Annotated in this window: 22 protein-coding genes; 1 reads left to right on the forward strand and 21 read right to left on the reverse strand. The window is 27.7% G+C overall.

The features are described 5' to 3' along the window. Positions 1-32: 32 nt before the first annotated feature. The 5 genes from NGI68_RS12085 to NGI68_RS12105 form a co-directional block, all read right to left on the reverse strand. Positions 33-752, reverse strand: coding sequence for a GntR family transcriptional regulator (locus NGI68_RS12085; protein WP_251861728.1), 720 nt, complete (start codon positions 750-752; stop codon positions 33-35). A gap of 193 nt (positions 753-945) precedes the next feature. Beyond that, entirely contained in the window at positions 946-1974 is a 1029-nt protein-coding gene (locus NGI68_RS12090; protein WP_251861729.1) for a threonine aldolase family protein, read from the reverse strand. Positions 1975-2223: 249 nt separating this feature from the next. Next, positions 2224-3369: a glycerate kinase gene (locus NGI68_RS12095; RefSeq protein WP_251861796.1), complete on the reverse strand. Its 1146-nt coding sequence runs from the start codon at positions 3367-3369 to the stop codon at positions 2224-2226. Between the two features lie 108 nt (positions 3370-3477). Further along, positions 3478-4731, reverse strand: a complete 1254-nt coding sequence (locus NGI68_RS12100) for a GntP family permease (protein WP_502799391.1) — start codon at positions 4729-4731, stop codon at positions 3478-3480. 332 nt (positions 4732-5063) lie between these two features. Continuing rightward, the gene (locus tag NGI68_RS12105) at positions 5064-6119 is read right to left on the reverse strand and encodes a CdaR family transcriptional regulator (RefSeq protein ID WP_251861730.1); all 1056 of its coding nucleotides are present in this window, start codon (positions 6117-6119) and stop codon (positions 5064-5066) included. A gap of 281 nt (positions 6120-6400) precedes the next feature. On the opposite strand from NGI68_RS12105, the gene NGI68_RS12110 reads away from it, so the two are divergent. Next, the gene (locus tag NGI68_RS12110; protein ID WP_251861731.1) at positions 6401-7198 is read left to right on the forward strand and encodes an SDR family NAD(P)-dependent oxidoreductase; all 798 of its coding nucleotides are present in this window, start codon (positions 6401-6403) and stop codon (positions 7196-7198) included. Positions 7199-7277: 79 nt separating this feature from the next. On the opposite strand, the gene NGI68_RS12115 is transcribed toward NGI68_RS12110, so the two are convergent. The 16 genes from NGI68_RS12115 to NGI68_RS12190 form a co-directional block, all read right to left on the reverse strand. Further along, the gene (locus NGI68_RS12115) at positions 7278-7763 is read right to left on the reverse strand and encodes a DUF5673 domain-containing protein (RefSeq protein WP_251861732.1); all 486 of its coding nucleotides are present in this window, start codon (positions 7761-7763) and stop codon (positions 7278-7280) included. Positions 7764-7832: 69 nt separating this feature from the next. Continuing rightward, entirely contained in the window at positions 7833-9011 is a 1179-nt protein-coding gene (locus NGI68_RS12120; RefSeq protein ID WP_251861733.1) for an ABC transporter permease, read from the reverse strand. Between the two features lie 40 nt (positions 9012-9051). Next, positions 9052-9771, reverse strand: coding sequence for an ABC transporter ATP-binding protein (locus NGI68_RS12125; protein WP_251861734.1), 720 nt, complete (start codon positions 9769-9771; stop codon positions 9052-9054). Between the two features lie 361 nt (positions 9772-10132). Then, the gene (locus tag NGI68_RS12130) at positions 10133-10333 is read right to left on the reverse strand and encodes a hypothetical protein (protein ID WP_251861735.1); all 201 of its coding nucleotides are present in this window, start codon (positions 10331-10333) and stop codon (positions 10133-10135) included. Positions 10334-10491: 158 nt separating this feature from the next. Further along, positions 10492-11931, reverse strand: a complete 1440-nt coding sequence (locus tag NGI68_RS12135; protein ID WP_251861736.1) for an NAD(P)/FAD-dependent oxidoreductase — start codon at positions 11929-11931, stop codon at positions 10492-10494. A gap of 121 nt (positions 11932-12052) precedes the next feature. Further along, positions 12053-12604, reverse strand: a complete 552-nt coding sequence (locus tag NGI68_RS12140) for an ADP-ribose-binding protein (protein ID WP_251861737.1) — start codon at positions 12602-12604, stop codon at positions 12053-12055. 27 nt (positions 12605-12631) lie between these two features. Beyond that, positions 12632-12892 (reverse strand): DUF1294 domain-containing protein, encoded by a 261-nt coding sequence (locus NGI68_RS12145; protein ID WP_251861738.1) that lies wholly within the window; start codon positions 12890-12892, stop codon positions 12632-12634. 310 nt (positions 12893-13202) lie between these two features. Continuing rightward, positions 13203-14180, reverse strand: coding sequence for a mannose-6-phosphate isomerase, class I (manA, locus tag NGI68_RS12150; RefSeq protein WP_251861739.1), 978 nt, complete (start codon positions 14178-14180; stop codon positions 13203-13205). Positions 14181-14372: 192 nt separating this feature from the next. Next, positions 14373-15356 (reverse strand): Gfo/Idh/MocA family protein, encoded by a 984-nt coding sequence (locus NGI68_RS12155; protein ID WP_251861740.1) that lies wholly within the window; start codon positions 15354-15356, stop codon positions 14373-14375. Positions 15357-15472: 116 nt separating this feature from the next. Next, positions 15473-16138, reverse strand: coding sequence for a GntR family transcriptional regulator (locus tag NGI68_RS12160; protein ID WP_251861741.1), 666 nt, complete (start codon positions 16136-16138; stop codon positions 15473-15475). Between the two features lie 38 nt (positions 16139-16176). Then, a complete protein-coding gene (locus NGI68_RS12165) occupies positions 16177-17088 on the reverse strand; it encodes a glycyl-radical enzyme activating protein (RefSeq protein ID WP_251861742.1) in 912 nt (303 codons plus the stop codon). A 21-nt stretch (positions 17089-17109) separates the two neighbouring features. Continuing rightward, complete coding sequence (locus tag NGI68_RS12170) at positions 17110-19398, reverse strand: pyruvate formate lyase family protein (protein WP_251861743.1); 2289 nt, start codon at positions 19396-19398, stop codon at positions 17110-17112. Between the two features lie 338 nt (positions 19399-19736). Next, entirely contained in the window at positions 19737-21641 is a 1905-nt protein-coding gene (locus NGI68_RS12175; RefSeq protein WP_251861744.1) for a PTS fructose transporter subunit IIABC, read from the reverse strand. Between the two features lie 4 nt (positions 21642-21645). Then, entirely contained in the window at positions 21646-23571 is a 1926-nt protein-coding gene (locus NGI68_RS12180; protein WP_251861745.1) for a BglG family transcription antiterminator, read from the reverse strand. Positions 23572-23904: 333 nt separating this feature from the next. Continuing rightward, positions 23905-24684 carry a DAPG hydrolase family protein gene (locus NGI68_RS12185; RefSeq protein WP_251861746.1) on the reverse strand — a complete coding sequence of 260 codons (780 nt, stop codon included), beginning with the start codon at positions 24682-24684 and terminating at the stop codon, positions 23905-23907. 168 nt (positions 24685-24852) lie between these two features. Beyond that, on the reverse strand, positions 24853-26853 hold the full coding sequence (locus tag NGI68_RS12190; RefSeq protein ID WP_251861747.1) for an oxidoreductase: 2001 nt from the start codon (positions 26851-26853) through the stop codon (positions 24853-24855). Positions 26854-26958: the final 105 nt, after the last annotated feature.

A 26958-nucleotide genomic window follows, 5' to 3' on the forward strand; every position in this document is an offset into this window, starting at 1 on the left:
TTAACTATAATAAGTTATTTTAGTAGTATACTCTAGCTATCAATTGTCATAACCATAGTATAAGCATCTCCCCTATAATAATTAAGGGTACATTCTATGGGAGTATCTTTTGAATAGGTTACTCTTTTACGTTTTAAAATAGGTTCATTAGCATTTATTTGTAAAAATTCACTAAGTTCATCATTGGATAAAATAGCCTGAACTTCTTGAAATGCTTTTGATGGCTTATATCCTTCTTCAGTTAAAATTTCATATATGGACTCAACAGATAAATCAGCTTCAAGCAATCTGGGGCATAGTGAATGTGGAACATATGACTTTTCTAGATTAATAATCTCATTATCTGCTAATCGCAATCTTTGTGTAAAAATAACCTTTTCATTTTCTAAAATTTGAAGTTTCTCACATAAATATTTATCTGGCAATATTATATCCTGACATATTACTTTACTTGATGGTTTCATATTTTTATTTCTAATAATTTCAGTAAATCCCATAAGTCCTGGAAAGAATCCTACTTTATTTTTAGATACAAAGGTTCCTTGCCCTCTTTTTCTATATAAGATCCCTTCTTCAACTAAGTTATTAATTGCTTTACTTATCGTCATTCTACTTAAATTAAATTCATCACTTAAAATTCTTTCCGATGGTATTTTTTCATCAACCTTATACTCACCTTCTTGAATTTTTTTTCTAATTATATTTTCTAATTGATAATATAATGGAATTTTACTATTATCATCTAGTTTCATTTTATCTCCTCTTTCTTAATTTGGAATAGTGGTCTATACCACTTCCTTGATTAAAATATACCATATACTTTTTACTAAGTCAATGAAGAATTTAAAAGACTGTTGATAAAATGTATTATCAACAGTCTTTTAAATTCTTCATATTCTATATACTTATCTATCATATTTATAATTTATAAATTCATTACATCTTTTATTTTTCTAAACATTTAAACGCTTTGATAAATTCAAGTACGGCTTCTTCTTTAGTTGCCCAAGAAGTAACTAATCTAATAGCATAATTCTGATCATCTATCTTTTCCCAAATGTTAAAAGAAAATTTTTCCTCTAATATTCTTATATATTCATTACTTAAAATTGGAAAAATTTGATTACTATTAGATTCCACAAAAAACTTACAGTTTTCTTCTTTTAATCCTTTAGTTAAAATAGAAGCCATTTTATTGGCATGCTTTGCAAGATCAAAATAAAGATTGTCTTTAAATAATTCTTCAAATTGTATTCCCAAAAGTCTTCCTTTAGCAAGAAGAGCACCTTTTTGTTTTATATGATATCTAAAATCTTCTTTTAACACTTCATTTTTTATAACTAAAGCTTCACCTATAAGTGCTCCATTTTTAGTTCCACCTATAAAGAATGCATCTGAAAAATCACACATATCTTTTAAAGTTAAATTTGATTCTTTAACATAAAGAGCAGAACCAATTCTTGCACCATCTACATACAAAATAAGATTATTAAGTTTACAAAATTCACTTAAAGCTTTCATTTCTTCTTTGTTATATACTGTTCCTACTTCTGTGGCATTAGAAATATAAACAAGTCTTGGTTTTACAAGGTGTTCATTATTATAAGCATCTAATACTTGCCGAATTTTATCTGTAGCAATTTTTCCATTAGTTGAATCAACAGTTATTACTTTGTGACCAGTATATTCAATAGCACCTGTTTCATGTCCTGCAATATGTCCTGTATCCACGCATATACAAGCTTCGTGAGGTTTTAAAAAGGCACTAATGGCAATTAAATTTGTTTGAGTTCCACCGGATATTAGATGAACATCTACATTCTCATTTTGTACTAATTTTTTTATTATAGAAACAGCATTTTTACTATGTAGATCCTCCCCATAACCTTCTTCTTGATCCATATTTGACTCTGCTAGTGCCCTTAAGATTCTTGGATGACATCCTTCACTATAATCATTTCTAAAACTATACATAATAATAACCCTCCTTTTTTAAATGCGCCTAATTCTAGTATGTCGCTATAGTAAAATAGCTATTTCATAAAATTAAGAATACTATAGAAGCATTTATTTTACAAGGATTATTTAAGAAAATTCAAAATCATCTGTCTTTGTCACAAAATTATCTTTGAATACTTACAAACTAATATATCTTAATAAATTTATTTTATATTTATATAAAAATTTCACACTTATATTTTTATTTTAAATCATAATCTATAATTATTTATTTCTTATTGTTAAAGCCAAAATTCTGGTTATATTTTCACTGGCTTTTTCCATGTTTATTTTTCCTTCTTTAAGTGCAGTTTTTAAGTCTATAGCTCCTCTTAAAATGTTTACTATAGAATCAATACCGTTTTCATATAAAACATCCACATCATCACCTATACGACCTGCAAAAGCTATAACTGGTATATCAAATTCTTTTGAAACCCTTGCTACTCCTAAAGGTGTTTTTCCGAAAATAGTTTGAAAATCAATACTTCCTTCTCCTGTAAATACAAAATCTGCCTCCTGTACTTTTTCTCTTAATTTTGTATATTCAATTACAAGATTAATTCCTCTTGCAAGCTTAGCATTTAAAAAAGCTATAAGAGCAAAACCTAATCCGCCTGCGGCGCCTGCTCCTTCTAGATTTCTTAAATCCTTACCTATTTTATTTTCTGTAATATCTGCAAAATAAGATAGATTTTTATCTAATTTTTCAACTATATCCTTTGTTGCACCCTTTTGTGGTCCAAAAACATGGGAAGCCCCCTTTTCTCCTACAAGTGGATTATCAACATCGCAAGCTACTCTTATATCTATATCTATAAGTCTTTTATCTAATCCATCTAAATCAATTTTATTTAATTTATCTAGATTTCCTCCACCAAATGGTATTTCTTTTTCTTTTTCATCTAAAAACTTAGCTCCAAGAGCTGTAAGCATCCCTGTACCAGCATCATTAGTTGCACTTCCTCCAATACCAATAAGTATTGTGGAAACCCCTTTATCTAAGGCAGCTTTTATAAGTTCTCCTGTTCCATAAGTTGTTGTATATAAAGGATTCCTTTTTTCCTTTTGTATAAGATGAAGTCCACTAGCACTAGCCATTTCTATAGCAGCAGTTTTACCATCTCCTAATATTCCAAACATAGCATCTACTTCACTTTTACCATCTGGACCAGTTACTTTAACATTAACTATTTCTCCCTTTGTTGCATCTACCAAAGATTGAACTGTTCCTTCCCCTCCATCTGCCATGGGTACTTTTATACATTCTGCATTTTTTAATACTTTTTTTATTCCTTTTTCCATAGCATCTGCCGCTTCTTTTGCAGTCATGCTTTCTTTAAAAGAATCCGGAGCTAAAACAAATTTCATTTTATTCAATCCTTTCCATACTATTGCTCTAGTCATTGTATATATTGTTATAATTGGTATTACTTAATAAATATTTATATCATAAAATTTAAATATAGAATAATAGGTCTACTTTGAAAATATTCCAAATATTAAAGTTGAAGCTATGGTCATTGAAAGACCTACAATTGATTCATAAGGTATAAGATATAATCTTTCCTTCATTTTCATAAATACACTTCCTCCTGTGGAATGAAAGAAACTTCCATGAGGAAGATGATCTAAAACAGTTGCTCCTGAATGTATCATTGCTCCTGCTGACAAAGGCTTTATACCAAGCTCAGTTATAGTTGCTCCAAATATTTGACTTGCAACAGCTGACCCTGAAGTTGTTGAAGCGGTTGCACCAGACATTAATATTCCTGCCACTGGAGCTAATGCAAAAGCTGGTAGTCCAACTACATTAAGTCCTGCCACAATTGCATCTTTAAGTCCTGAATTTGCTATAATACCTGCTATAGTTCCAGTTCCTATAAGTAGTATTGCAACTGGTGCCATTTTATTTATTCCACTAATGGCATATTTATTTATACTTTTTATTTTTCCCATAAACAAGCATCCAACAATTCCACCTAATGGAAGTGCAATAAGGGGATCTATATTTATATTAAATAAAGGTCTAAGAGATAATAACACTATTGCAAGTAATGGACCTATAATTGCTGAGAAAAATCCTGGCATATCTTTTGATGAAGATGAAAGTTCTTCTGATACCACAAAACTTCCTTTTTTAGTTAACCTTTTTGCAATTATGCATGTGACTATAAGACCTACTATTCCTGGAATTATTCCCGCTACCATAACTGATGTAAGTGGTACTTTAAAAGAATCTGATATAGCTATAGCATTAGGATTAGGGGACATTACATTTCCTGCTTTTCCTCCTCCGATCATAGCTAACAGTATTGATGTTTTTGAAAGATTAGCTCTTTTGGCAATAGCTAGAGCTATAGGTGCTACTGTTATAACAGATACATCTACAAATACTCCTGCTGCTGTAAGTACTAACGTAGAACAGGCTAAAGCTATTAAAGAATTTGTATCCCCTATTTTATCTATAATTGTTTCTGCAATTTTCCCTGCTGCACCTGATTCTATAAGTACACCTGCAAGAACACCTGCTGTTAATATTCTAAGTATAGCTGGCATTATTCCCTGGGCACCTTTTATCATTAATGTTACAGTATTAGCAAGCCCTGCTCCTCCAACTAACCCTCCTACTATAGCCCCAAGTATAAGACCATAAGCTGGATGCACTTTTTTTATAATAAGCGCAATTGCCACCGCTAGTCCCACAATGGCTCCTAAAGCTGTTACTTCCATAAATATACCTCCATCCTTTGTTTTCGTTTACATATTATATATAAATTATAATTTTCGCCTATTATTTTTTCATTATTCATAAATATAATTAATAAAAATTTTTTTTGTTCATTTGAACAAAAACAGAAGAATATCTAACTTTTGTTTACAATTTTTAAGGGTAACTACTAATATTCACCATTCACACAAAAACTCTTAAACTCTCTCTAACTTTACAGTTAAAAGTTTAAAATCATAGATATATATACTGTAATTTCATATTGAAATTACAGTATATATTAAAAATATCACCTTGAAATAATTAACAAATTAAAGCAAAACAAACAATATCTTTACTTTAATTTATACACAATATACGCTACATAAAGTTCTAACAGATCTATAACTTTTTTAGGATCTTTACCTGTTATTTCCTTAATTTTCTTTAATCTATAATTAAGACTATTTCTATGTATAAACATTCTTTTAGCAACTAGATTTAACTCTCCATTAAGGAAAATATAATTTTTTAATGTTTCTATAAGTTCTATCCCCTTATTCTCCTCTTTTAATTTGTCTATTGTTTTTAAAAATTTTTCATTATTTTTTTGTTTAGATAAATAATCCATAAATTCTACTTGTTCATATTTGTATATATCATTAGGCATATCTAATTTCTTTATAATATTAATTACTTTTTTTGCTTCTTTTACTGACTTTGCAAAAAACTCATTTCTGTTACCTATAGCAATCTTATCTATACATTTAAATATATTTTTTATGTTCTGTATCCTTTTTTCTAATTCCCTATCCCATTTCATAAAAATTAATATGTTTTCTTGATTAAATTTTAAAATATACTCTGTAGCATACAAATATGCATTAATAAAATCTATGTTATTTTTATTATCATTAAAGTTAATTATTACAGCTACTCTCTCTATATTTAAATCTACATTTAAAAGATTAGCTCGTTCTAAAAAATTATTATCATAATCACTTACATAGGCCCATTGATATAAAAACTCCTCTTTTATTTGTTCTTTAACTCTCTTTTCTTTAAATACATATTCTTGCTCTATTAAAAGTTCTGCAGTTATTTTAACCAAAGATGCAAAAGGCATAACTTTTTCAGGTTCACCACTTATTCCAATAACTCCTATTACATTATTGTGAAAAACTATAGGCATATTTACTCCAGGTCTTGCTCCACCATTTTCTTTGTAAATAGTGATTATTTCATTATTTAAAATAGCCTGCAATGCTCCTTGGTGTAAGTCTCCTATTCTTTTTTTATCTCCACTATCTATAATAACACCTTTATTATTCATCATATTAATATTATATGGTATGACTTTCATTACTTTTTCTACAATTTTTTTTGCATATTCTTTTGTAAGATTATTCATTTTAATCCCTCTTTAAGGCTTATATTTTAATATTTATTATACATCTTATTTATGTATATAATGAAAAAAACTTTAAAAATAAATATATTATTAATATAGCTTCATTTCAAATCTATAATAAAAATCAAAAAACTCATCCTAATATTCCACTGAATGTTCCTTTTAGCTAGCATAATTTATATTCTAATTGTAAAACATAAACTATATGTAGTATATGTATAAATCAAATAAAAATAAGTCTCATTCTAGTTACTAGAGGACATATTAATAGGAGTGATATTATGAGCAAAATATTAATTACAGGCGCAGGCTCTGGCCTTGGAAAAGCTGCTTCTATTGCTTTAGCTAAAAGAGGTCATAAAGTTTATGCCACCACTCATACAAAACCTGAAGCAGATGATTTAAAAGAAATAGGTTTAAGAGAAAACATAAGTAAAAATATTGAAAGCTTTAAATTAGATATAACCTTAAAAGCAGATAGAGATATTGCAAAAGATTTAGATGTAGATGCATTAATTAATAATGCTGCTATAGGAGATTCTGGTTCAGCATCAGAGGTTCCAGTTGATAAATATAGAACTGTATTTGAAACTAATGTATTTTCCCCTTTAGAACTTACCCAGATTGTATTTAAAAATATGGTTAAAAAGAGTGAAGGAAGAATTATCTTCTTATCCTCATTGTCTGGTAGAATAACAATGCCTTTTTTATCACCATATACTTCTAGTAAATTTGCTTTGGAAGCAATAGTATCTTCTCTAAAAGAAGAGGTAAAAGAACTTGATAACTCAAATATTGATATAATTTTAATTGAACCTGGAGCTTATAAAACTGGATTTAACCAAAAAAACATTGATAAACAATTTGTATGGATGATGGAAAAATCTTATTTTAAAGATAAATCATCAAAACTAAAAAATAAACAATACAATTATTTTGAACTAACAGAGGAAAAATCCTTTGATTCTATAATAGCTCAATATATAAATGCTATAGAAGATAAAAAACCTAAGTTTAGATATAAAGCGCCTTTAATTCAAAGTGCTTTTACTCAAGGACAAAGGATATTAGGTAAATAAAATCTGTATAACAAAAAAGATAACAAATTGTTATCTTTTTTGTTATTTATATTGTATATTTGTATCTTCCCAGGTTTACTTATATAAATGCTAAAATCTTATTTTCATTAATTATATATTGTACTTTTTCACTATCTTCTGTTTTTATCTTTATTTTACGTATAACACCTAGTTTATTAATCTTAAACTTTAAAAGTCCATAATCCCATTCATAGCCATCGATTTCTTCCCATTTAAAAAAAGCACCATAATCTATTGTGACTCCATTTTCGCCTATAGTATAATATTTGCTTGAAAAAGTTGAAACCATCTGTCTAGTACAAATTGCCACGAATATTGCATGTATTATATATCCAATATTTATAGATTTGAAATCAGAATAATCTATCATAAATATAAACAAAATAACTGTTCCTATAATGGCTACCATAAGCTTTAGGTTTTTTCTTTTCACTATAACTTGTCCCAATTTCTTCTTAGCTAAATATTCTCTAGACAAAAATATTATAGTAACTAAAATACTTATGATAGAAATAACCATTTGTAAAATATCTAGCTTAAACATGATTTATCCTCCTGTATATTTTCATTTGTGATCATATATAATCTATCATAATACCCAATTATGTTATATTTACGTTCTAAATATAACCTCTTCTTTTGAAAACATGTATCTTGCAAACAAAATAGCTCCCAATATATATACAGCTATCCATCCAAAGGTTATTGCTATATGAGTATAATTATAAATTCCACCTAAAAATTCTTTCATAAGACATACTCCATTTGTAAGTGGTATATTAAAATAAATCATGGGTATATTTTTAGGGTCTTTCATCATAACCATATAAATTAAAACCATTGCTATAACAGTCATAGGACTTAAATAAGTTTGAGCTTCTTTAAATGATCTTGCATATATACTTATAGCAAGTTGAATTGCTCCAAACACCATTGTATATAAAATAGGTAAAATCATAATTAGCACCAAAGTAGCTGGTCCTAAATTTAATCCTGCTTCTCCAAACATTCCATTTGGTTGCTTCATTGTTAGTATTATTCCTAATAAATAAGCAAAAGACATTAATATTCCCATTACCGTTATTGCAAGAAACTTTCCTACAAGTAGGGATGCTCTTCCTGCTTTTGTGGTAAGAAGTGGTTCTAAAGTATCTCTTTCTTTTTCTCCTGCACCAAGATCTACAGCTGCTCCGATTGTACTTGTTGCACTATAAATCATTAAGAGTAATGGAATCATCATGGAACCAATCATTTTACCCATTCCATCATTTTTATCTCCCACTATATTGTCTACAACATTAACTGGATTTAATATAGATTGATCTATGTTTTTCTTTTCAAGTCTTTTTGAAACTATTTGCTTGGAATACTCAGTTATATACTCCTTAACTATTGATACAGCTACCATAGCATCACTACTAGAATTATCATATTTTAATTCTATTTTTTCATTTTTATCCTTTGATATAGCCTCATCAAATCCCTTTGGAATGGTAAGTTTTAAGAATATATCCCCTTCTTTTATGCCCTCATCAATATTTTTAGACTTTACAATGTTAACATTTTTATGAGATTTTATAAATTTAAAAAAGCTGCTATTTCCCTTATCTTCTATTGCTATCTTAAGGTTATCCTGCACATTTTTCTCATCTGAATTACCCATTTTACCAATAAAAAAAGACATGGCTGGTAGAAGGATTATTGGAATTAATATACTTAATATTATTGTTTTCTTGTCTCTAAATAAATCTAAAAGTTCTTTTTTTAGAACTACTAATGTTATATTTTTCACATAATCACCTACTTTTTTTATATTATCTTGAAATCCACCTTTATTTTCCTATTAATTTTATAAATATTTCTTCTATATTATTATTATATTTTTCTTTTAAATCATTAAGCTTGCCATCTTCTACTATTTTACCTTTGTGGATTATAACAATTCTATCACATAGTTTTTCTACTTCTGGTATTGTATGACTTGAAAATATAATTGTTCTACCATCCTTTTTACATTTTAATATAAAGTCTTGTACAATTTTCGCAGAAGTTACATCTAATCCTATAGTTGGTTCATCAAACAAAACTACAGATGGGTTATGTACTATAGATCTTGCAATAGCTACCTTTTGTTTCATACCTCTTGAAAACTTACCTACTCTTCTATCGAGATATTCCGTCATTTCTAAACTTTCAGCAATAGCTTGTATACTGTTATGAGTTTCTTCATTAGACATACCATTAAGCTCTGCAAAATACCTTATATTCTCTCTTGCTGTAAGTCTATCATAAAGTCCTACCTCCCCACCAAATAAAATTCCTATTTCTCCTCTTACTTGGTCCGCTTCTTTACTTACGTCATGTCCATTTACCACAGCTTTACCTTCTGTAATCTTAAGCATAGTTGCAAGCATTCTAAGAGTTGTGGTTTTACCTGCTCCATTTTCTCCAAGTAAACCAAGTATCTCTCCATCATTTGCTTTAAAGCTTATATTATCCACAGCAGTGACACCCTTTTTAAAACGCTTAGTTAAATTTTTAACTTCAATCATTCCTTTATCTAAACCTCCTTAATAATAGTTTTTATTATACTAAACTAATTTTAGTATATAGTAAAATATTCCTTTATTAAAATTAAGAATATCATATAATCATTATTATTACAATAATTAACATAATCCTCTTTTTTCTTGTTAACTATAATAAAACTATGTATTATGTATATTATTAAATTATAAAAAGTACATTTTGCATTTTACAACTACATATTACTATTAGAACAAATTATAATAATTATATCTCTAAAGTTTCTATAAATATAAAAATGCTCTTTAAATTAATAAAATATAATTAATCTAAAGAGTATTTTCACAATTAATCTCTACCACATTTTATTGTTTATATAATGTTCTATTAACCATATAACTTCCTTAATTTTTTATAATCTATTTTATCTACTGTATCTTCATTAGTACTTATCCAAGGCAAAGCTAATTCATTTTTACCTTCTTCCTTTATAAAATTAGCTCTTGTTATGGTAAACATATTAAATTTGTTCTCATGAAAATTATTGTAAATACCATCTAAGAATTGACCTACTAAATATTTTAACATAATAAGGTTAATTTTAATTATTTTTGTTATATTTTAAATAATACTTTACAATCATTTCCTTTAAGTTAATACTTTATTATATTTGTATCACAATTTAACTATATCGTAGTTATATTTTAAAACTTTAAAACTCTATTATTAAATATGTCTGATACCCATTAAATTTCTCTTATAGTCTTAATACTCACTCTTTCAGACATCTTTACTGAATTTTTTCCTCTTATGGTAATATATTCTATTGGTATACCTACTTCTCTTGCTATTATAGCTTTTACCCTTTTCCTACAGAAATTACCTTGACAAAATCCCATACCTGCTCTAGTACGCCTTTTTATAGCATCTGTAGATTTTATTGGTATTCCTCTTTTTATAGCATCTATTATTTCTGCTTCTGTTACCTTTTCACATCTACATATTATGTTCTTTTTAGGATCCTCATCATCTATTTTTCCTTTAAATGTTTTGTCCTTTTTAACGATTATAGCTTTCCTATAGGGATTAAAATCTTTATCTTTTATAAATTTTAATCCAGATTCTTTAAGAATTTCAACTATTTTTTCTGCTATAGCTGGTGATGATGTAAGTCCTGGTGAATCTATACCTGCTGCATTTATAAACCCTTTAATTTTACTTTCTCCTATTACAAAATCTCCTGTACTACTAATTGCTCTTATGCCTGCAAAAGTAGTTAAAGATTTTCTCACATCAAAATCTGGTATAGATTTTCTAGCTGTTTTTATTATATACTCTATGCTTTCTATATCTGTTCCTATATCTTCTTTATTATCTACATCCTGTGCATCAGGGCCTATCATAAAGTTTCCATGATAAGTAGTAGTAACTAATATTCCTTTACCTTTTTCATTTGGTACTTGAAATATAACCTTGTTTACAAGATATCCTTGATCTTTTGTAGAAAGTACATATTGTCCTCTTCTTGGTAATATTTTAAAATCATCCATTCCTAACATGTTTGCTACCTTATCACTATACAAGCCAGCAGCATTTATAATATATTTACTTTCTATTTCACCGTTATTGGTCCTTATTATAAAATCTTTATTTTTCTTAACTATATCTAATACTTTTGTTTCTAGTTTTAAATCTACACCATTTTTTATAGCATTTTCAGTGAAAGCTATAGTCATCTCATAAGGGGATGCTACACCAACACTTTTATCGTATAATGCTACTTTAACATCTTGATTTATATGGGGTTCTAATTTTTTTATTTCATTTTCATATATTATTTCAAGATCATTACATCCTACTTTAATTCCATTTTCATATAATTTCTTTATTCTATTTTCATCTTCTTTGTCAAAACCTATTACTAGTGCACCTGTATTTCTATATCCAAAATTAAGCTCTTTTTCAAGTTCTCTATACATACTGTTTCCTTTTATGCATAACTGTCCTTTTAAAGTTCCATATTTAGCTACATATCCACCATGAACAATGCCACTATTTGCTTTTGAAGCCCCTGTTCCAACATCTTCTTCCTTTTCTATAAGACATATTTTAAAATCATATTTTGATAGTTCCCTAGCAATAGCTGATCCAACTACTCCTGCACCTATGATGGTTATATCATACATAATTTCACCCTCTTTCTTATACTTAGTTTTGAAATTGCTAACAATTAATATCTTTTAATATTTTTTATTACCATAATATTATTTTAAATCTTAATATATGAAAACAAAAGCATAATTTATACTATTTAATTTGCATTCTATCTCTCATCAATAAATCCAAATATAGCTTATAATTATATTCATCAAAACACACAAACATAACTTTCTCTATATTTTTATATTCTATTAAGCTTTCCTTTACAGCATTATAAGCAACCTTTGCCGCTAAATCTTTAGGGTATTCATAAACACCTGTGCTAATATTAGGGAAAGCCACAGTTTTAATATTATTTTCACAAGCTAATTTTACACTATTTTTATAACAATTAAATAAAAGAGCTTCTTCATTATTATGCCCTCCATGCCATATAGGACCTACAGTATGAATAACATATTTAGCTTTAAGATTTCCTCCTGAAGTTATTACTGCTTCTCCTGTACTTAAAGATCCTATTTTATCTACAATTTTTTTACATTCTTTAAGTATATTTTCTCCTTCTGCTCTATGGATGGCACCATCTACACCACCCCCACCTAGTAAGCCGCTATTAGCAGCATTAACAATAGCATCTACATTTTCCTTTGTAATATCTCCTTTTATTATATTTATTTTGTTTATATATGATGTACACAAAATATAACCCCTTCTCTAAAAAAACAATTAATATAATTTATTTAAATATAACACTACAATTAGCTGAACTAAAATTATAAATGGAATACCATATTTAAATTTAATATGTTTTGTCTTATGCCTAAATGTTTTCATGCCTATATAAGATCCTATACTTCCTCCCAATATACATATGAACAATAAAGTATTCTCCTTGATCCTCCATTTATTTGCCTTAGCTTTTTCTTTATCTATATACATAGACAAAAATCCTAATAAATTCAATAATATAAAATAATATTTAATCATAACTTCTCTCTTTCTTTCAAATTATCTTCATTAATGTTATCTAGTAAATAATATACGTACTTGCATTTTCAATCATATTATTAATCAATTGTACCATATTTTTCTTTTATCTATATAAAACTGTACACAGAATTCATATAAAATTACAATAATAAAAGTGAGTTATAAAATTCATATATACATAGCTTTTTTTAAAATAATATAATTTGTTATAAGTAAAAAGTATAAATTATTATGGGTGAAGTTAGTTAAAGTAGAATTTATGTAATACAAAAACACTGCCTCAATATTAATTAAGACAGTGCTTTTTTTATTCAACTTCTTTTAATATTTCATTTTTTATTTTATTTATATCAGGTACATAACTTTTCAAAAGTTTCATGTTTCCCTTTAAAGTGTATTCACCTAAATAAGCTGGAACTAAGAAACTGTCACCTTTCTTAATTTGTTCTTTATTGTCACCACTTGTTATTATTCCTTCACCTTCAACACAAGTAAATATAAAAAATCTTTCTTTGTCGCTACATTCCACTGCTTCCTCTAAAATATCATAAAGTTCTAATGAAAATTCTTCACACAAGCATAAATAAGTTTTTTCGTATCCACTTTCTATAACTTTTAAGCCTTTTCTTTTATTTGAGCTTAATTGTAAGTTAATTACATCTAGTGCCTTCTTTACATGAATTTCTCGTCCTCTATTATAATCGTAGACTCTGTATGTGGTATCACTATTTTGTTGAATTTCTGCTATTACCACACCTTCTCCAATAGCATGGATAAGGCCACTTTTTACAAAATATACGTCACCTTTTTTTACTTGAACTTTATTTAAATGTTTTTCAACATCTCCTGATTCAAGTGCATCTTTTATATCTTGCTTTGTTACTCCTTCTTTTGTCCCTACCACAAGATTTGCACCTTCAAATGCATCTACTACATACCATACTTCTGTTTTTCCTAATTCACCCTCTACTTTTCTTGCATATTCATTTTCAGGATGCACTTGAACAGATAAAGGCTCATTAGCATTTATAAGCTTAACTAAAAGTGGAAATTTTTCTTTATCTATTTTTGTTCCTAATAATTCATCTTTATATTCTTCTATAACCTGCTTTAAAGTTTTTCCCTTAAAGATACCATTAGATACAATACTCATACCATTTTCATGACAAGCTACATCCCAACTTTCTCCAATATTTCCCTTAGGTAAATTATCTCTAAATAATTCTAAATGGCGTCCACCCCATATTTTTTCATAATATAAATTCTCAAATTTTAATGGATACATAATCATACTCCTATTCTTAATTTTATATTTTAAAATTATTTGTAGTTTCTTAAAAAAATTATATATTACTATTCATCTAAATGTAATGGTTTATTGTATAAATAAAACTATTTTTTTCTACATACTAGGGTAAATATCTTATATCTGTATAAAAAACATATAATATATAAACTTTTCTTTTAATTATAAAATCTATAAATCTGATGGAAATACTACGCCCATCTGCTTTCTAGCTTTTTGTAATATTCTCATTACAATTTTTGAAGTACTATAAGAATTTATACTTGACTCTAATTTTCCTGATTTAATAATTTCTACAAATTCTTTTGCTTCATAATACATTGTATCCTTTGATTGAGATATTGTAATATCTTCTACTTCACCATTTTTATATGAAATTTTTATATTTTCTGGAGTGTGTATCTTATCTATAATCATATTACCATTCTCACCTTGTATTTCACTCGGTATAGAAGAATTAGCTATTTTAGAATGCATTATTACAGCATCCATATCTTCATAATTTAAAATTAAACTTCCTTCTCCATCAACTCCAGATTCTAATAAAACACCTGTTGCGCATACTTCTTTAGGTTCTCCAAAAAGATGTACTAACGGATAAATGCAATAAATACCTATATCCATAAGGGATCCATTAGAAAATTTAGGATTAAATGTGTTTGGATTCTCTCCACCCTTATATTTATCATATCTTGAAGAGTATTGACAATAGCTGCTAAAGTATCTTCTTATTTTACCTATCTTATGTAGATTATTTTTTATAACATAAAAGTTTGGTAAAAAAGAAGATTTCATTCCTTCCATTAATGCTACTTTATTTTCTTTAGCTATATTTATTATTTCCTCCAACTGTCTCAAATTAGATGTTATAGGTTTTTCACACATAACATGTTTTTTATTTTCTAAAAATATTTTAGCTTGAGAGGCATGAAAAGAATTGGGACTGGCTATATATACTGCATCTATACAATTACTTTCCGCCATCTTGTTAATATCCGTAAAAATTTTACTTATTGAATATTTACTCCCGAATTCCTTTGCTTTTTCTTCTGTTCTAGAATATATTGCAGTTAACTGAAAATCTTCTACTAACTCAGCACATCTTATAAATTCTTCTGTTATCCAACTAGTTCCTACTACTCCAAATCTTATCAAAAAATCACTTCCTATATTACATATTTATAAAAATGTTATTCAACATTTTTTACTATAACAAATTATGAGTTGTTTACAAATAAAAAATTCAAACTACATAATTAAAAACTTTAATGTTAAGTGGATATAATTGTTACATCTGAATTATACTTAATCTGTTTACTTATTTGAATTAGTACATTGTTAGAATATAAATTATGTGTAGTTTGGATAGAATGTGTAACCTTTTTAGGGGTATATTGGTTTATTATATGTTCATCCTCTATTAGTACACTTTTTAATTCTTTTCTATCATGTGTTAATGCATATTTCATCTCATCTTGAAAATAGCTTAAAATGCTGCCTTCACATTTTTTTACATTAAAATTTTCAAATAAATCATAAGGTACATATCCCTCTTCATAAATCACATTATCTTCTGTTTTAATTATTCGTTTATATGTGTGTAAATATTTTGAATTAAACTTCTCTCCAATATGATTTAAAATTGTTTTAAACTCTAACACAATTGTAGAATGTTTTGCTTTACTTTCAACACTTAAAGATGCAATAGTAGTATTTAAATAAAATTCTCTAGGATTTATATAATATCCTTTTCCTTGTTTAGAATTAACATATCCTTTTTCTATTAACTTTTTTAAAGCCCTTCTTACAGGCTCTCTAGATACGTTATATCTTTTACATATCTCATTTTCAGAAATTAACAATTCTCCTTCTTTAAATTCTTCATTTAATATTAATTTCTTTAATTCACCGTATACATAATCTTTTTTGGTAGTCATTTATATCCTTCCTTTATGCAACTGTAGTATATAAAGTTTTAAATCTTTTCATTTTCAATTATACCATTTTTTAATCCATTTTCTTTTAAAATTTTTTTCCACTTAATTTTATTTTCTTCTGAAGGAATTTGAAACTTAGTCTGTTGATTTACATATTTAAATCTATTAACTTTTATTAAATTATGATATGGTAAAATGTCTACTTGCTTGATATTTTTATATTTATTTGAAATACAAGAAATAGCTTTAAAATGTTCTTCTGTATCATTTACACCTGGAATTATAGGACATCTTAAGGTTATAATTTTATTATTATTATTTAATAATTCTATTATCTTATAAAAATCAAATTCTCTTCCAACATATTCTTTGTATCTTTCTTTATCTGTTAACTTATAATCTAACAAATATTCATCTACAAAATCTATTGTTTTTTCTATATTATTATTAATATCATATCCACTAATATCTAAACAAATATTAATACTTAGTTCTTTTAATTTATGGCCCAGTTCACAAATAAAATCTATTTGGTTAAGAGCTTCCCCTCCACTAAAGGTAACTCCACCTTTAGAATTATCATAATAATCTTTATCTTTCATAATAATATTAATTAATTCCTCAGTTGTATATTTCTTTCCATACTTACTATAAGCTTTCATTGGACAAACTTCTATTAAATCAAAATTTTCATCATGCTTTGAAAAATCTATTTTTAATTCATTATTTATTATTTCTATGCCATCACCTTTTACATATTTAACACATTTGCCACATAAAATACATTTCTTAGGATTGTAATTAAATTGTATTTTAGGAGAAATAGATTCTGGATTATGACACCATTTACATCTTAAAGAACAACCCTTAAAAAATAGGGTTGTTCTTATTCCTGGACCATCATTAACAGAAAAGCGTTGTATATCAAATAATATTCCTTTTTTACTCATTGACACTTACTTCCCTTCCTTTTAATCATTACAGGTTCTTGCCATAATTTCTCTTTGAACATCATCTTCCAAATTAACAAATCTTGCACTAAAGCCACCTACACGAACTGTCAAGTTTTTATATGCTTCTGGATTTTTATATGCTGCTTCTAATTCTTCTTTTCCTACAACATTTATCATTAATTGGGGTCCGCCTTTTTTAAAGTAGGTAGAAAATAGAATCTTTATTTTATCTTTTTCTTTATTAAACATTTTTTTAGAAAATTTAATATTTTGTACACTTCCTCCATGAATATCTGCTCTTATTTTAGCTAATGAGTTTAACATTGCAGTTGGGCCATTTATATCAGCTCCACTTTGTGGATTATTAGCATTACTCATATATAAACCAGCTATTCTTCCATCTGGTGATGATGCTGTAGCTCTCCCCCATTCTGTATTAACTTGATTATTTATTACAACTACTAGCCAACTATCCAATCCAACTTTAGGAGCTTGTTTAGCTACTTCATTACAAGTAAATTCATGAAGTTCCACTGCTAATGAATCTACATAGTCATCATCATTTCCAAATTTAGGGCACTCTTTCATTTCTTCTTGAACATCTTCAAATCCATCAAAATCTTTTGATAGTATTTCTTGAATTTCAGTTAATGTGTATTTTTTATCATCAAATACTAATTTTTTAATTGCTGCTAATGAATCTGCAGTACTCATATTACCATACATTTCATTTGTACCACCTAGATGTTTTACACCACCATTTAAAACCATTTTACCTCTACCTATACAATCATCTATTAAAATACTAGTATATATAAATCCTACCTTTCTATTCATAACCTTATAGGAATGTGCATGAGCTTCTGCTGTTAATTCAATATAGTATGTTAATAGCTTTTTATATTCGTTGAAGAATTCATCAAAACTTTTAATGTGCTCCATTTTCTTTAATTTAAGTTCACCATATTTATATTTATAATTCCACTGATCCACACCATCATGTATAAATATTGTTAAAGCTTTCAATAAATTAATGCATGCATTTGGTGTACCTACTCCTTGGCCTGAAAGTACAAATTCTCCACAACCAAAAGGAACATATTGTTCTGCTGTTCTTTCATCTACATGCATTGTTTTCATAACAGCAGGAACATTTACATCATCATTATAAATAATAGGATAAGTTGTTCCTTCACCTATAGAATTAAGAGCTATATCATATATTGCAGGATCCATTCCTTTATAAATTCTTAATGTAAATTGTGGTTCTACTAATTTTGCTCTTTTTGTAGCTTCTATAGCTAGTCTGCAAAAAACATCTGCATTTTTAGGATTTCTTCTTCCTCTGCCTCCAACAATAACCCTACCATTTACATTTGTTCTTTTAACTTCTATCAATCTCCATTGAGACTCTATATATTCAATTGCTTCTTCTTCTGTAATTATTTTATTTTCCAAATCATGAACTAAATAATCTCCTAAATAGTCATCCATTCTACCATAATTAACTACACCGGATACTGATGAATATAACCAAGCTAGTTGCATTGCAGAAATAAAAGAATTTGGTTTATCATTTTCAATTGTTTTAAGAGCTTTTAACAACTTCTCCATTTGATTTTTTCTTTTAGGAGAAAGACTTTCTTTTTGAAGCTTAACTTCAACCTCTCTTATGTGATGCGTAACTACATTTTGCAAAAGCTCTAATGCTTCAATCATAACCTGATATTCTTCTGTTGAATTAGGATTTATTTTTCTTTTTGAATTTATCAAATCTTTTAATCCATTTATTCCATTTTCAAGTAATAAATTATAATTTAAATACATACCACTAAAACGTGCAGTAATAATTGCTGGAAATAATACATCAACAAAACGCCCTAATACGTTTTCTTTTAGTCGTTCTCTATAAAAAACCTCTCTTGTATCATTTTCTTTCCAATATTCTTTTAAATAATCAATATCTTTTTTATACTTATCTCCAAGCTTTTCAAGTAATGAATCTAATTTTTCTAATCTACAATAATGCCCTGGTCCTCCAACAGATGTAACACTTCCAAAACCAATTAGTAATGCATCTAATCTACCTAAAATTAAATCATCTTCATACATTGGTCTAAACACTTTTGGGAAAAGTACTTTTAAACACTCTATTTCTCTTTTTAATTTTTCTTCATCTGTATATTTGCTGTGTACTCTTGTATACTCTAGCATAGTTTTTAATTGTTCTAATTCATTCATATATAAAGGTTCTTTTGGTGCTACTGCTACATTGGTGTCATTTTTTCTTAATTCTCTTATTACCATAAATACACCCTCCTAAATATTTATCATATTATGATATACTTATAATTACAAGTTTTATAAAGCCGTATACTTTATTATATCATTTATATATAAATCATTGAATTTCAATAATTATGAATTGTAATTACAAGTTAATTTTATATCTTATTTTCATATGAGTCAAGTTAAATTTAAATGAACTATGGAATAGTTATATTATTTATAATTTTGTTAAAAATTACTTTGATTTTTTAATAATTATAAATTTAAATTACGTTATAACTTATAACGTTAATATTAAATCATTATATAACCATATAAAAACAGCAACCTAATTTTTATTAGATTGCTGTTTTATATTATGCTGCTGAGATAGATTTTTTTCTTCTTTTATTGAGTAATTTTTTCATAAATATTGTTGCAAATCCAGTTACAAGAGAACCTGCCAACATTGCTAACAATGCTAATAATGGTTTATTTATAGCTCCAAATAATACAACTATTGGGCCACCATGAGCTACGTTATTTCTAATTCCGAATAAAAAACCTAAAACGCACGCTACTACACTACCTAACATATTAGAAGGTATTATAGCTAAAGGATCACTAGCTGCAAAAGGTATAGCCCCTTCTGAAATACCAACAAGTCCCATTGCTAAAGCTGCTTTACCATTAGCTACTTCTTCTTCATTAAACAACTTCATTTTTTTACCTATGAAAGTTGCTATTGCCATACCAATTGGTGCTACTGGAATAGCACAAGCTTGTGCTCCCATGAATTGAGTTTGTCCATTAGCAATTAACCCTACACTAAACATAAATGCTACTTTACCAAAAGGTCCGCCCATATCAAATCCTTGCATCAAACCTATAACAATACCAATAACAACAAGACTTCCTGAAGATAGAGATTGTAGCATTCTAACTAAAGAATCCATTAATGAAGCTATTGGTGCACCTATAACTAATATAAATATTGCAGATATAGTTAATGAACCAAGAATAGGTATTATCATAATTGGAACTAAAGGCTCCATCATCTTAGGGAATTTCCATGATTTAATCCATTTAACAAGATATCCAGCAATAATTCCTGCTATAATAGCTCCTATAAACCCAGTACCTGAAGCTGCATGATAAAAAGAACCATCATTAGCTATCCATCCGCCTATCATACCTGGTGCTAATGCCGCTCTGTCTCCAATTCCATAAGAAATATAACCAGCAAGTATAGGTATCATAAGTTTAAATCCTACTGTACCAACATTAAGTATTTGGTTCCAAAAACTATCTTTCGGTATCTGAAGACCATTTGGAGTAGGCTTACCACCTACAGCAAGAGAGATTGCAATTAATAATCCTCCTATTACTACGAATGGTATCATATATGAAACACCATTCATCAAATATTTATATAGTCCTGTTTTTTCTTTTGAAGAACTATTTGAAGATGTTTTTTTATTATTAGATGCGTATATAGGTATATTACCATTTAAAGCCTCATCTATAAGTTCCTTAGGTCTATCTATAGCTTCTTTTACATTTACAAATATAACTTTTTTTCCATTAAATCTATCTAATTCAACTTGCTTATCACAAGCTACAATAATAGCCTCAGCTTTATCAATTTCAGCTTTTGTAGGTACATTTTCAACTCCTACAGACCCATTTGTTTCTACTTTTATATCCACTCCAACTTCATCTGCATATTTCTTTAAAGCCTTTGCTGCAAGATAAGTATGAGCAATACCTACAGGACAACCTGTAACACCTATTAAAAATCTTCCATCTTTCTTCTTTTCATTAGACTCTTTTTCCTCTTCTTTAAAAAGATTAAGAACTTCCTTTGCACTGTTAGCTTTCAACAAAGCTTGTTTAAATGAAGCATCAAGTAATCTTGAAGTTATTTCAGACAATGTTTTTACATGTAAATCACTAGAATTATCTGGCATAGCTATTAAAAAGAATACTTTAGATTTCTCTCCATCTAAAGAGTTACAATCTATACCTTTTTTACTTATCCCTATAGCAATGGAAGCTTGTTTTACATTGCTTGATTTAGCATGTGGCATTACTACACCATCTTCAAAAGCCGTAGACATTTGACTTTCTCTTTCTAATACATCATTTACAAAAAGCTTTACATTTGTAATCTTATCATTTTCATATAAAAGTTCTGAAAGTTCTTTTATAGCTTCTTCTTTTGTGTTTCCCTTTAAAGAAACTTTAATTAAATTTATATTTATCATATCATTAAAATTCATTATATCACCTCTTAGATTTAATAAGTTTCATAAAGTTTTCAAAACAATCTGCCTTTACTAATTCCAATACTCCTTTTTTATCATCTAATATTGAAAAAAGTGTATCAAATATATTTGTAAAATCTTCATCTGTCATTTTTTCAAGGGCTAATAAAAGTACAATTTGAACCATATTCTCACCCCATTGAATAGGTTTCTCTAATATCCCTATAGCAATCTTTGAATCAATAACGTTTTCAAACAATGCATGAGGTATAGCTACTAAATTACTAATAGATGTGGATGATATTTGTTCTCTTTCTATAACTGATTGTAAAAATTCTTCTGTAACACAATTTTTATCGTTTAGTAATTTACTTAATATTTTTATGACTTCAAACTTATCCTTAGTTTTTATTCCTTTAATATATAAATCCTTGTGGAACAAATCATACAATTTAATTTTTTCACTTACTTTTTCTGAGTCTTCTATAACATCTCTTATTTTTTGTAAATCTTTTTTCCCTAATAAAGAACTAACATATATAACAGGAACATTATTAACCTTAATAGGTATAGTACTTAATATTAAGTCCGGTTTTTTTAATAATACTTCTTCAATTTTATAAGATGGATGTATACCCGTTATAATAATATTAGGAAATGTATTTCTTATTTTAGAAGCTAATAACTGTGCTGTACCTATCCCTGTAGAGCAAATTATAGCTACCTTTTTAATTGTTTTTTTCCCTATATCCTTTTTTCTTTCAAGAGAAGCTCCTATATGCATTGCTATATATCCTATTTCATCTTCATTAATCTTTAGATTAATATTATGCTCTAATACTTTGCTAGCAACAACACCCATTTCAAAGGCACGAGGATATTCTTCTTTTATTTCATTTAATAATGGATTTCTTAAATTCATATTATACTTCACTCTATTAACGGCAGGCTTTAAATGTAAAACTAATCCATAAATTAATTTTTCGTCTTTTGAAAAATTAATTTTGTATACTTCCTCTAATTTTGTTAACATGTCATATATAATTTTAAGTAAATTACTTCCTATAACAGCTTCTAGTTCTTCCATATTAAGCTCTTCATCTTTTAATGCTTTAATTCCAAGTAAATGTATTGTGATATATGCTTTCTCTCCATGGGGTATACTGATACAAAACTCTTTTTCTAAAGTATTTACAATTTTCTCTGCCATTTCATATTCTTTTTTACCCTTTAGATTTGTAATTTCAGTTGGAGGTAAGCTAATATCTTTTCCTTCTTTAATTCTTTTAATTGCTATTGCAATGTGTATTATTAAATTATTAAAAGCAACATCAGATAACTTTAACGAAGTTATTTCGTCCATATCCAGTATAATATTTCTTATTTTATCAACATTCATATTTAAAATATCTTCTATATATTTTGTATCACAAATACTCATAAAGTAATCTGATATAGAATATCTAAACTGCATTTCATCCCCATGTATTTTTATGCCATAATTAGGTCTTTTAATTAATTCTAAATTATTCTTTTTAACCCACTTCTCAACTTTATCAATATCGTTGTCCACAGTTGATTTACTTACATATAACTCATTGGACAATTGTTCCAAAGTTATAAATTTGCTAGTATCTAAAAGTCTTTTTATTATATAAAAAACTCTGTCTTCTGGAAGTATTGCTATATTGTCTTTTGTCCCTTCAGTATATTTTTTTAATACTTTGAAAGTGTTGTTATTATATGGATTAACACTATATCCAATTCTAGGTGTAGATGTAATTTCTATTTCTTCTGTCTTTAATTCCTTATTTAATAGTTTTATATCATTCCGTATAGTCCTTGAAGATACTCCAACTACTTTTGATAAATACTCTCCTGTAATGGGCCCATTACATTCTATAAATTCACTTATTATTTTCTTTTTGCGCGCATCATAACTCAAATTCATCTCACCTCTCTTGTACTTGTAATTATAAGTCATGTACTATGACAATGCAATTCAACAATTTTCCGCATATATTGCGGAAAATTTATTAAGGGAGTTTTAATGAGAACTCAAATGTATTTTAATTAAATCAATTCATAATTTTCATGATAAATATAACTTTTTAAAAAATTACTTAATATTTAGCAAATTAAAATAACTAGATATTAGTATTCCAATACTAATATCTAGTTATTCAGTGTATTATAAAACATATTTTAAAACAGTATAAAATTTTATGTTATATTTTCAAAATAGATTTAATTTTATTTTTTCATATTATTTTAAAATTTATTCCTTGTGCTTTTCTTCTTCATAAACAGAAGGTAATATTTTTGCTAAGTTGCTATATTCTTTAATATTATGAAGAAGCAACCTCTTTGCTACTTCTAATGGCACCTTATCACCTTCTGGTAAAATCTTAACTGGTTTTTTATCTACAATATTATATCCAATCCAAAATCTTGAACGAAGTTCTATTCCATGTTCTACTGATCTTATTGAATGACACATAACTGCATCATCCCCATTTCCTGAAACTATTGACAAAACATTAGATTGTTTTAAAAGTTTCATATCAAATCCCATATCTTCTGGAGACATAAAGTTTATATAAATAGTCCTTGATCCAAATCCTGTATCCTCATCAACAGTGTGAGTGACTCCCCATATTCTTTCTTCCATAGGAATGTTTTTATTCAATAGCCTTTCCCGTTTTGTAGTTTTAATTCCAAAATGATCTTCTCTATTCCATATTTTATATCTTAATGGTTCTAATCCATGCCAAGCAAACCACCAATCAAACATTTCTTTAGTAACTTTGGGCATTTTTATAATATTAGAAACAAATCCAGTACCATTATCCATTACACAATAACCTACTTCAGCATCAAGGTATCCTATGTTTAATAATTCATCCTTATTTTCTATAGTTAGTGCTTCCTGTGATTTTATTGGTCCTTCCATGATTTTTTCTAGTGAATCTTTTGGCTGTTTTGCCATTTCCATATAATAATATTTAGAATAGCTAATATTCTTTTCATAATCTTCTAACTCTTTTATATATGACATACTTATTCCCCCATTATTTATTTTTACATATATTGTTTGTTCATTGATTTTAATAATTATAATATTCTATAATTATTTCAAACTGCAAAATCTTAATTATTTTAGGATTAATTATATTAACACAGTAAATACTTATAAAACAGTTTGTCAATAATATGTAAATAAATATCAAATTTCTATTGCCATATTAAATCCTGCATGAACTGCACTATATACATTACCTATTTCTTTGCCATCTCCAATTACATAAACTTCTGTTTCTGGAATTGTATGTCTCAGTGTATCTATAGTTTTCCTACGCCTTTTCATTCCTAAAGCTAATAGAACTGTATCAGCCTCATATTCCTTCCATTGAAACTTAGAATTAATTGTCTTGATGCCTTTTTCGGTAATTTCTTCCAATTTAGTATTAGTTACAACTTTAACTCCATGTTTTTTTAGTAAAGATTCTAGGGAAAATCTATTAATTAATGAAGCTCCATTAAGTAAAGCCTCTGAACCTTGCATTTCTATTAAAGTAACTTCTTTGCCTTTCATAGCTAGACTAACTGCTGATTCTGCACCTGTCAGTCCACCACCAATTATTATAACGCTTTGTCCAACCTCTACTTTTCCACAATCTGCATCACCTGACCAATGAACATGACCCTTATGAATTCCTGGAATATTAGGAATAAGTGGTGTTGCACCAACAGCTAAAATTAATGCATCTGGATTTTCTAATTTTATAGTTTTCTCTGTAGCTTCTGTATTTAACTTTACTGTTGCTTTACTCTTTAAAGTTTGATTAACTATCCACTTTAAGTAATTTCTTAGATCTTTTTTAAATTCAAGATCTATAGCATAATTTAAACTACCACCTAATTTATCTTCTTTTTCAAAAAGAACAACTTCATGTCCTCTTTCAATAGCAGTAAGTGCAGCTTGCATTCCAGCTGGTCCACCTCCAACTATTACTACCTTTTTCTTACTATCTGCCTTTGGAATTTTACCATTAGGATAATCTATTTCACGTCCATTTATTGGATTAACTGCACATCTAGTCTTTTTAAAAAAAGCTGAACGACCACAACATGTATTACAACGTAAGCATGGTCGTATATCATCTGTTTTTCCAAGAACAGTTTTCCTCATAAACTGAGGATCTGCTACAAAAGGTCTTGCCATTGCTACAAAATCAACTAATCCTCTTGATAATATTTCTTCTGCATTATCTAAAGTCATTACCGAACCAACTGCAGTTACATATATATCGCTACCAACTGCTTTCTTAATTTCTTCCGCAAAATGTATATTTAACATATACGGTATATACATAGGTTGAATCATATATTGAATTGTAAATTGGTTAGGAAGCATACCAGCGGAAACATGTAGAATATCAATCTTATCTTTTATTAATTTTACAAATTCAATTACTTCCTCAGTTTTCATGCCACCATGAACCAGTTCATCTGCACTAATTCTATATTCTATAATAAAATTTTCACCAACTCTTCTGCGCACAGCATCTAATAATTCAATACAGAACCGTGCTCTATTTTGAAAACTTCCCCCATATCTGTCTGTGCGTTTATTTACATAAGGAGATAAAAACTGTGCCGGAAGCATGCCATGAGCTCCATGAATCATTACCATTTTAAAGCCACTATCTTTGCATCTACCAGCAGCATCTGCATAATCTTGAATAGTTTTATTTATCAATGAAATATCCATTTCCTCAACTTCTCCTGGAGTCTTTCCTTGCAATTTTGAAAAATATTCATCAATTTCTGCTGGTTTTGAAGTGGAGCTTACTGGTTTTAATCCTTTAGATGCTAGATTTATTGAATTAGCAAACCGTCCTCCATGATTTAGTTCTATAGAAATTAATGCTCCAAATTTTTGTACTTCATCTGCTAAATGATCTAGTCCCATCTTAACATTATCATTACCTAAATTAATTTGTCCTTCATGATCCATAGCATGTTCCCAGTTCACAGCAGAATCTCCTACTGTAACTATTGCTGCACTTCCCCTTGCAAAAGTTTTATAAAATTCTATAAGTTCCTTTGTAATCCATCCTTCTGGTGTGGCCATACAAGGTACCATTGGTGCTACTTCAATTCTATTTTTAAATTCTACACCTTTAATTATTATAGGTTCAAATACATGCTTATACTTCTTCATAAAAAATACACCCCTAATATTTATACTATAATTTAAAGCATGCTATATAAGTTTTTTAAGTAAACCTATATGGTATGTTTTAAAATTCAAATAGATAATTATAAT

Origin of the sequence: Clostridium sp. Marseille-Q2269 (genome assembly GCF_943736985.1) — a bacterium.
In the GTDB taxonomy this organism is placed as follows: Bacteria; Bacillota; Clostridia; order Clostridiales; family Clostridiaceae; genus Clostridium_F.

Coding starts and splice junctions, on each gene's coding strand:
- NGI68_RS12130 (WP_251861735.1), bottom strand. CDS start 10,333: ATGTTAAAATATTTAGTAGGTCAATTCTTAGATGGTATTTACAATAAT.
- NGI68_RS12115 (WP_251861732.1), bottom strand. CDS start 7,763: ATGTTTAAGCTAGATATTTTACAAATGGTTATTTCTATCATAAGTATT.
- NGI68_RS12105 (WP_251861730.1), bottom strand. CDS start 6,119: ATGAATAATCTTACAAAAGAATATGCAAAAAAAATTGTAGAAAAAGTA.
- NGI68_RS12095 (WP_251861796.1), bottom strand. CDS start 3,369: ATGAAATTTGTTTTAGCTCCGGATTCTTTTAAAGAAAGCATGACTGCA.
- NGI68_RS12110 (WP_251861731.1), top strand. CDS start 6,401: ATGAGCAAAATATTAATTACAGGCGCAGGCTCTGGCCTTGGAAAAGCT.
- NGI68_RS12125 (WP_251861734.1), bottom strand. CDS start 9,771: ATGATTGAAGTTAAAAATTTAACTAAGCGTTTTAAAAAGGGTGTCACT.
- NGI68_RS12090 (WP_251861729.1), bottom strand. CDS start 1,974: ATGTATAGTTTTAGAAATGATTATAGTGAAGGATGTCATCCAAGAATC.
- NGI68_RS12085 (WP_251861728.1), bottom strand. CDS start 752: ATGAAACTAGATGATAATAGTAAAATTCCATTATATTATCAATTAGAA.
- manA (WP_251861739.1), bottom strand. CDS start 14,180: ATGTATCCATTAAAATTTGAGAATTTATATTATGAAAAAATATGGGGT.
- NGI68_RS12190 (WP_251861747.1), bottom strand. CDS start 26,853: ATGAAGAAGTATAAGCATGTATTTGAACCTATAATAATTAAAGGTGTA.
- NGI68_RS12185 (WP_251861746.1), bottom strand. CDS start 24,684: ATGTCATATATAAAAGAGTTAGAAGATTATGAAAAGAATATTAGCTAT.
- NGI68_RS12165 (WP_251861742.1), bottom strand. CDS start 17,088: ATGAGTAAAAAAGGAATATTATTTGATATACAACGCTTTTCTGTTAAT.
- NGI68_RS12135 (WP_251861736.1), bottom strand. CDS start 11,931: ATGTATGATATAACCATCATAGGTGCAGGAGTAGTTGGATCAGCTATT.
- NGI68_RS12175 (WP_251861744.1), bottom strand. CDS start 21,641: ATGAATTTTAATGATATGATAAATATAAATTTAATTAAAGTTTCTTTA.
- NGI68_RS12170 (WP_251861743.1), bottom strand. CDS start 19,398: ATGGTAATAAGAGAATTAAGAAAAAATGACACCAATGTAGCAGTAGCA.
- NGI68_RS12160 (WP_251861741.1), bottom strand. CDS start 16,138: ATGACTACCAAAAAAGATTATGTATACGGTGAATTAAAGAAATTAATA.
- NGI68_RS12100 (WP_502799391.1), bottom strand. CDS start 4,731: ATGGAAGTAACAGCTTTAGGAGCCATTGTGGGACTAGCGGTGGCAATT.
- NGI68_RS12145 (WP_251861738.1), bottom strand. CDS start 12,892: ATGATTAAATATTATTTTATATTATTGAATTTATTAGGATTTTTGTCT.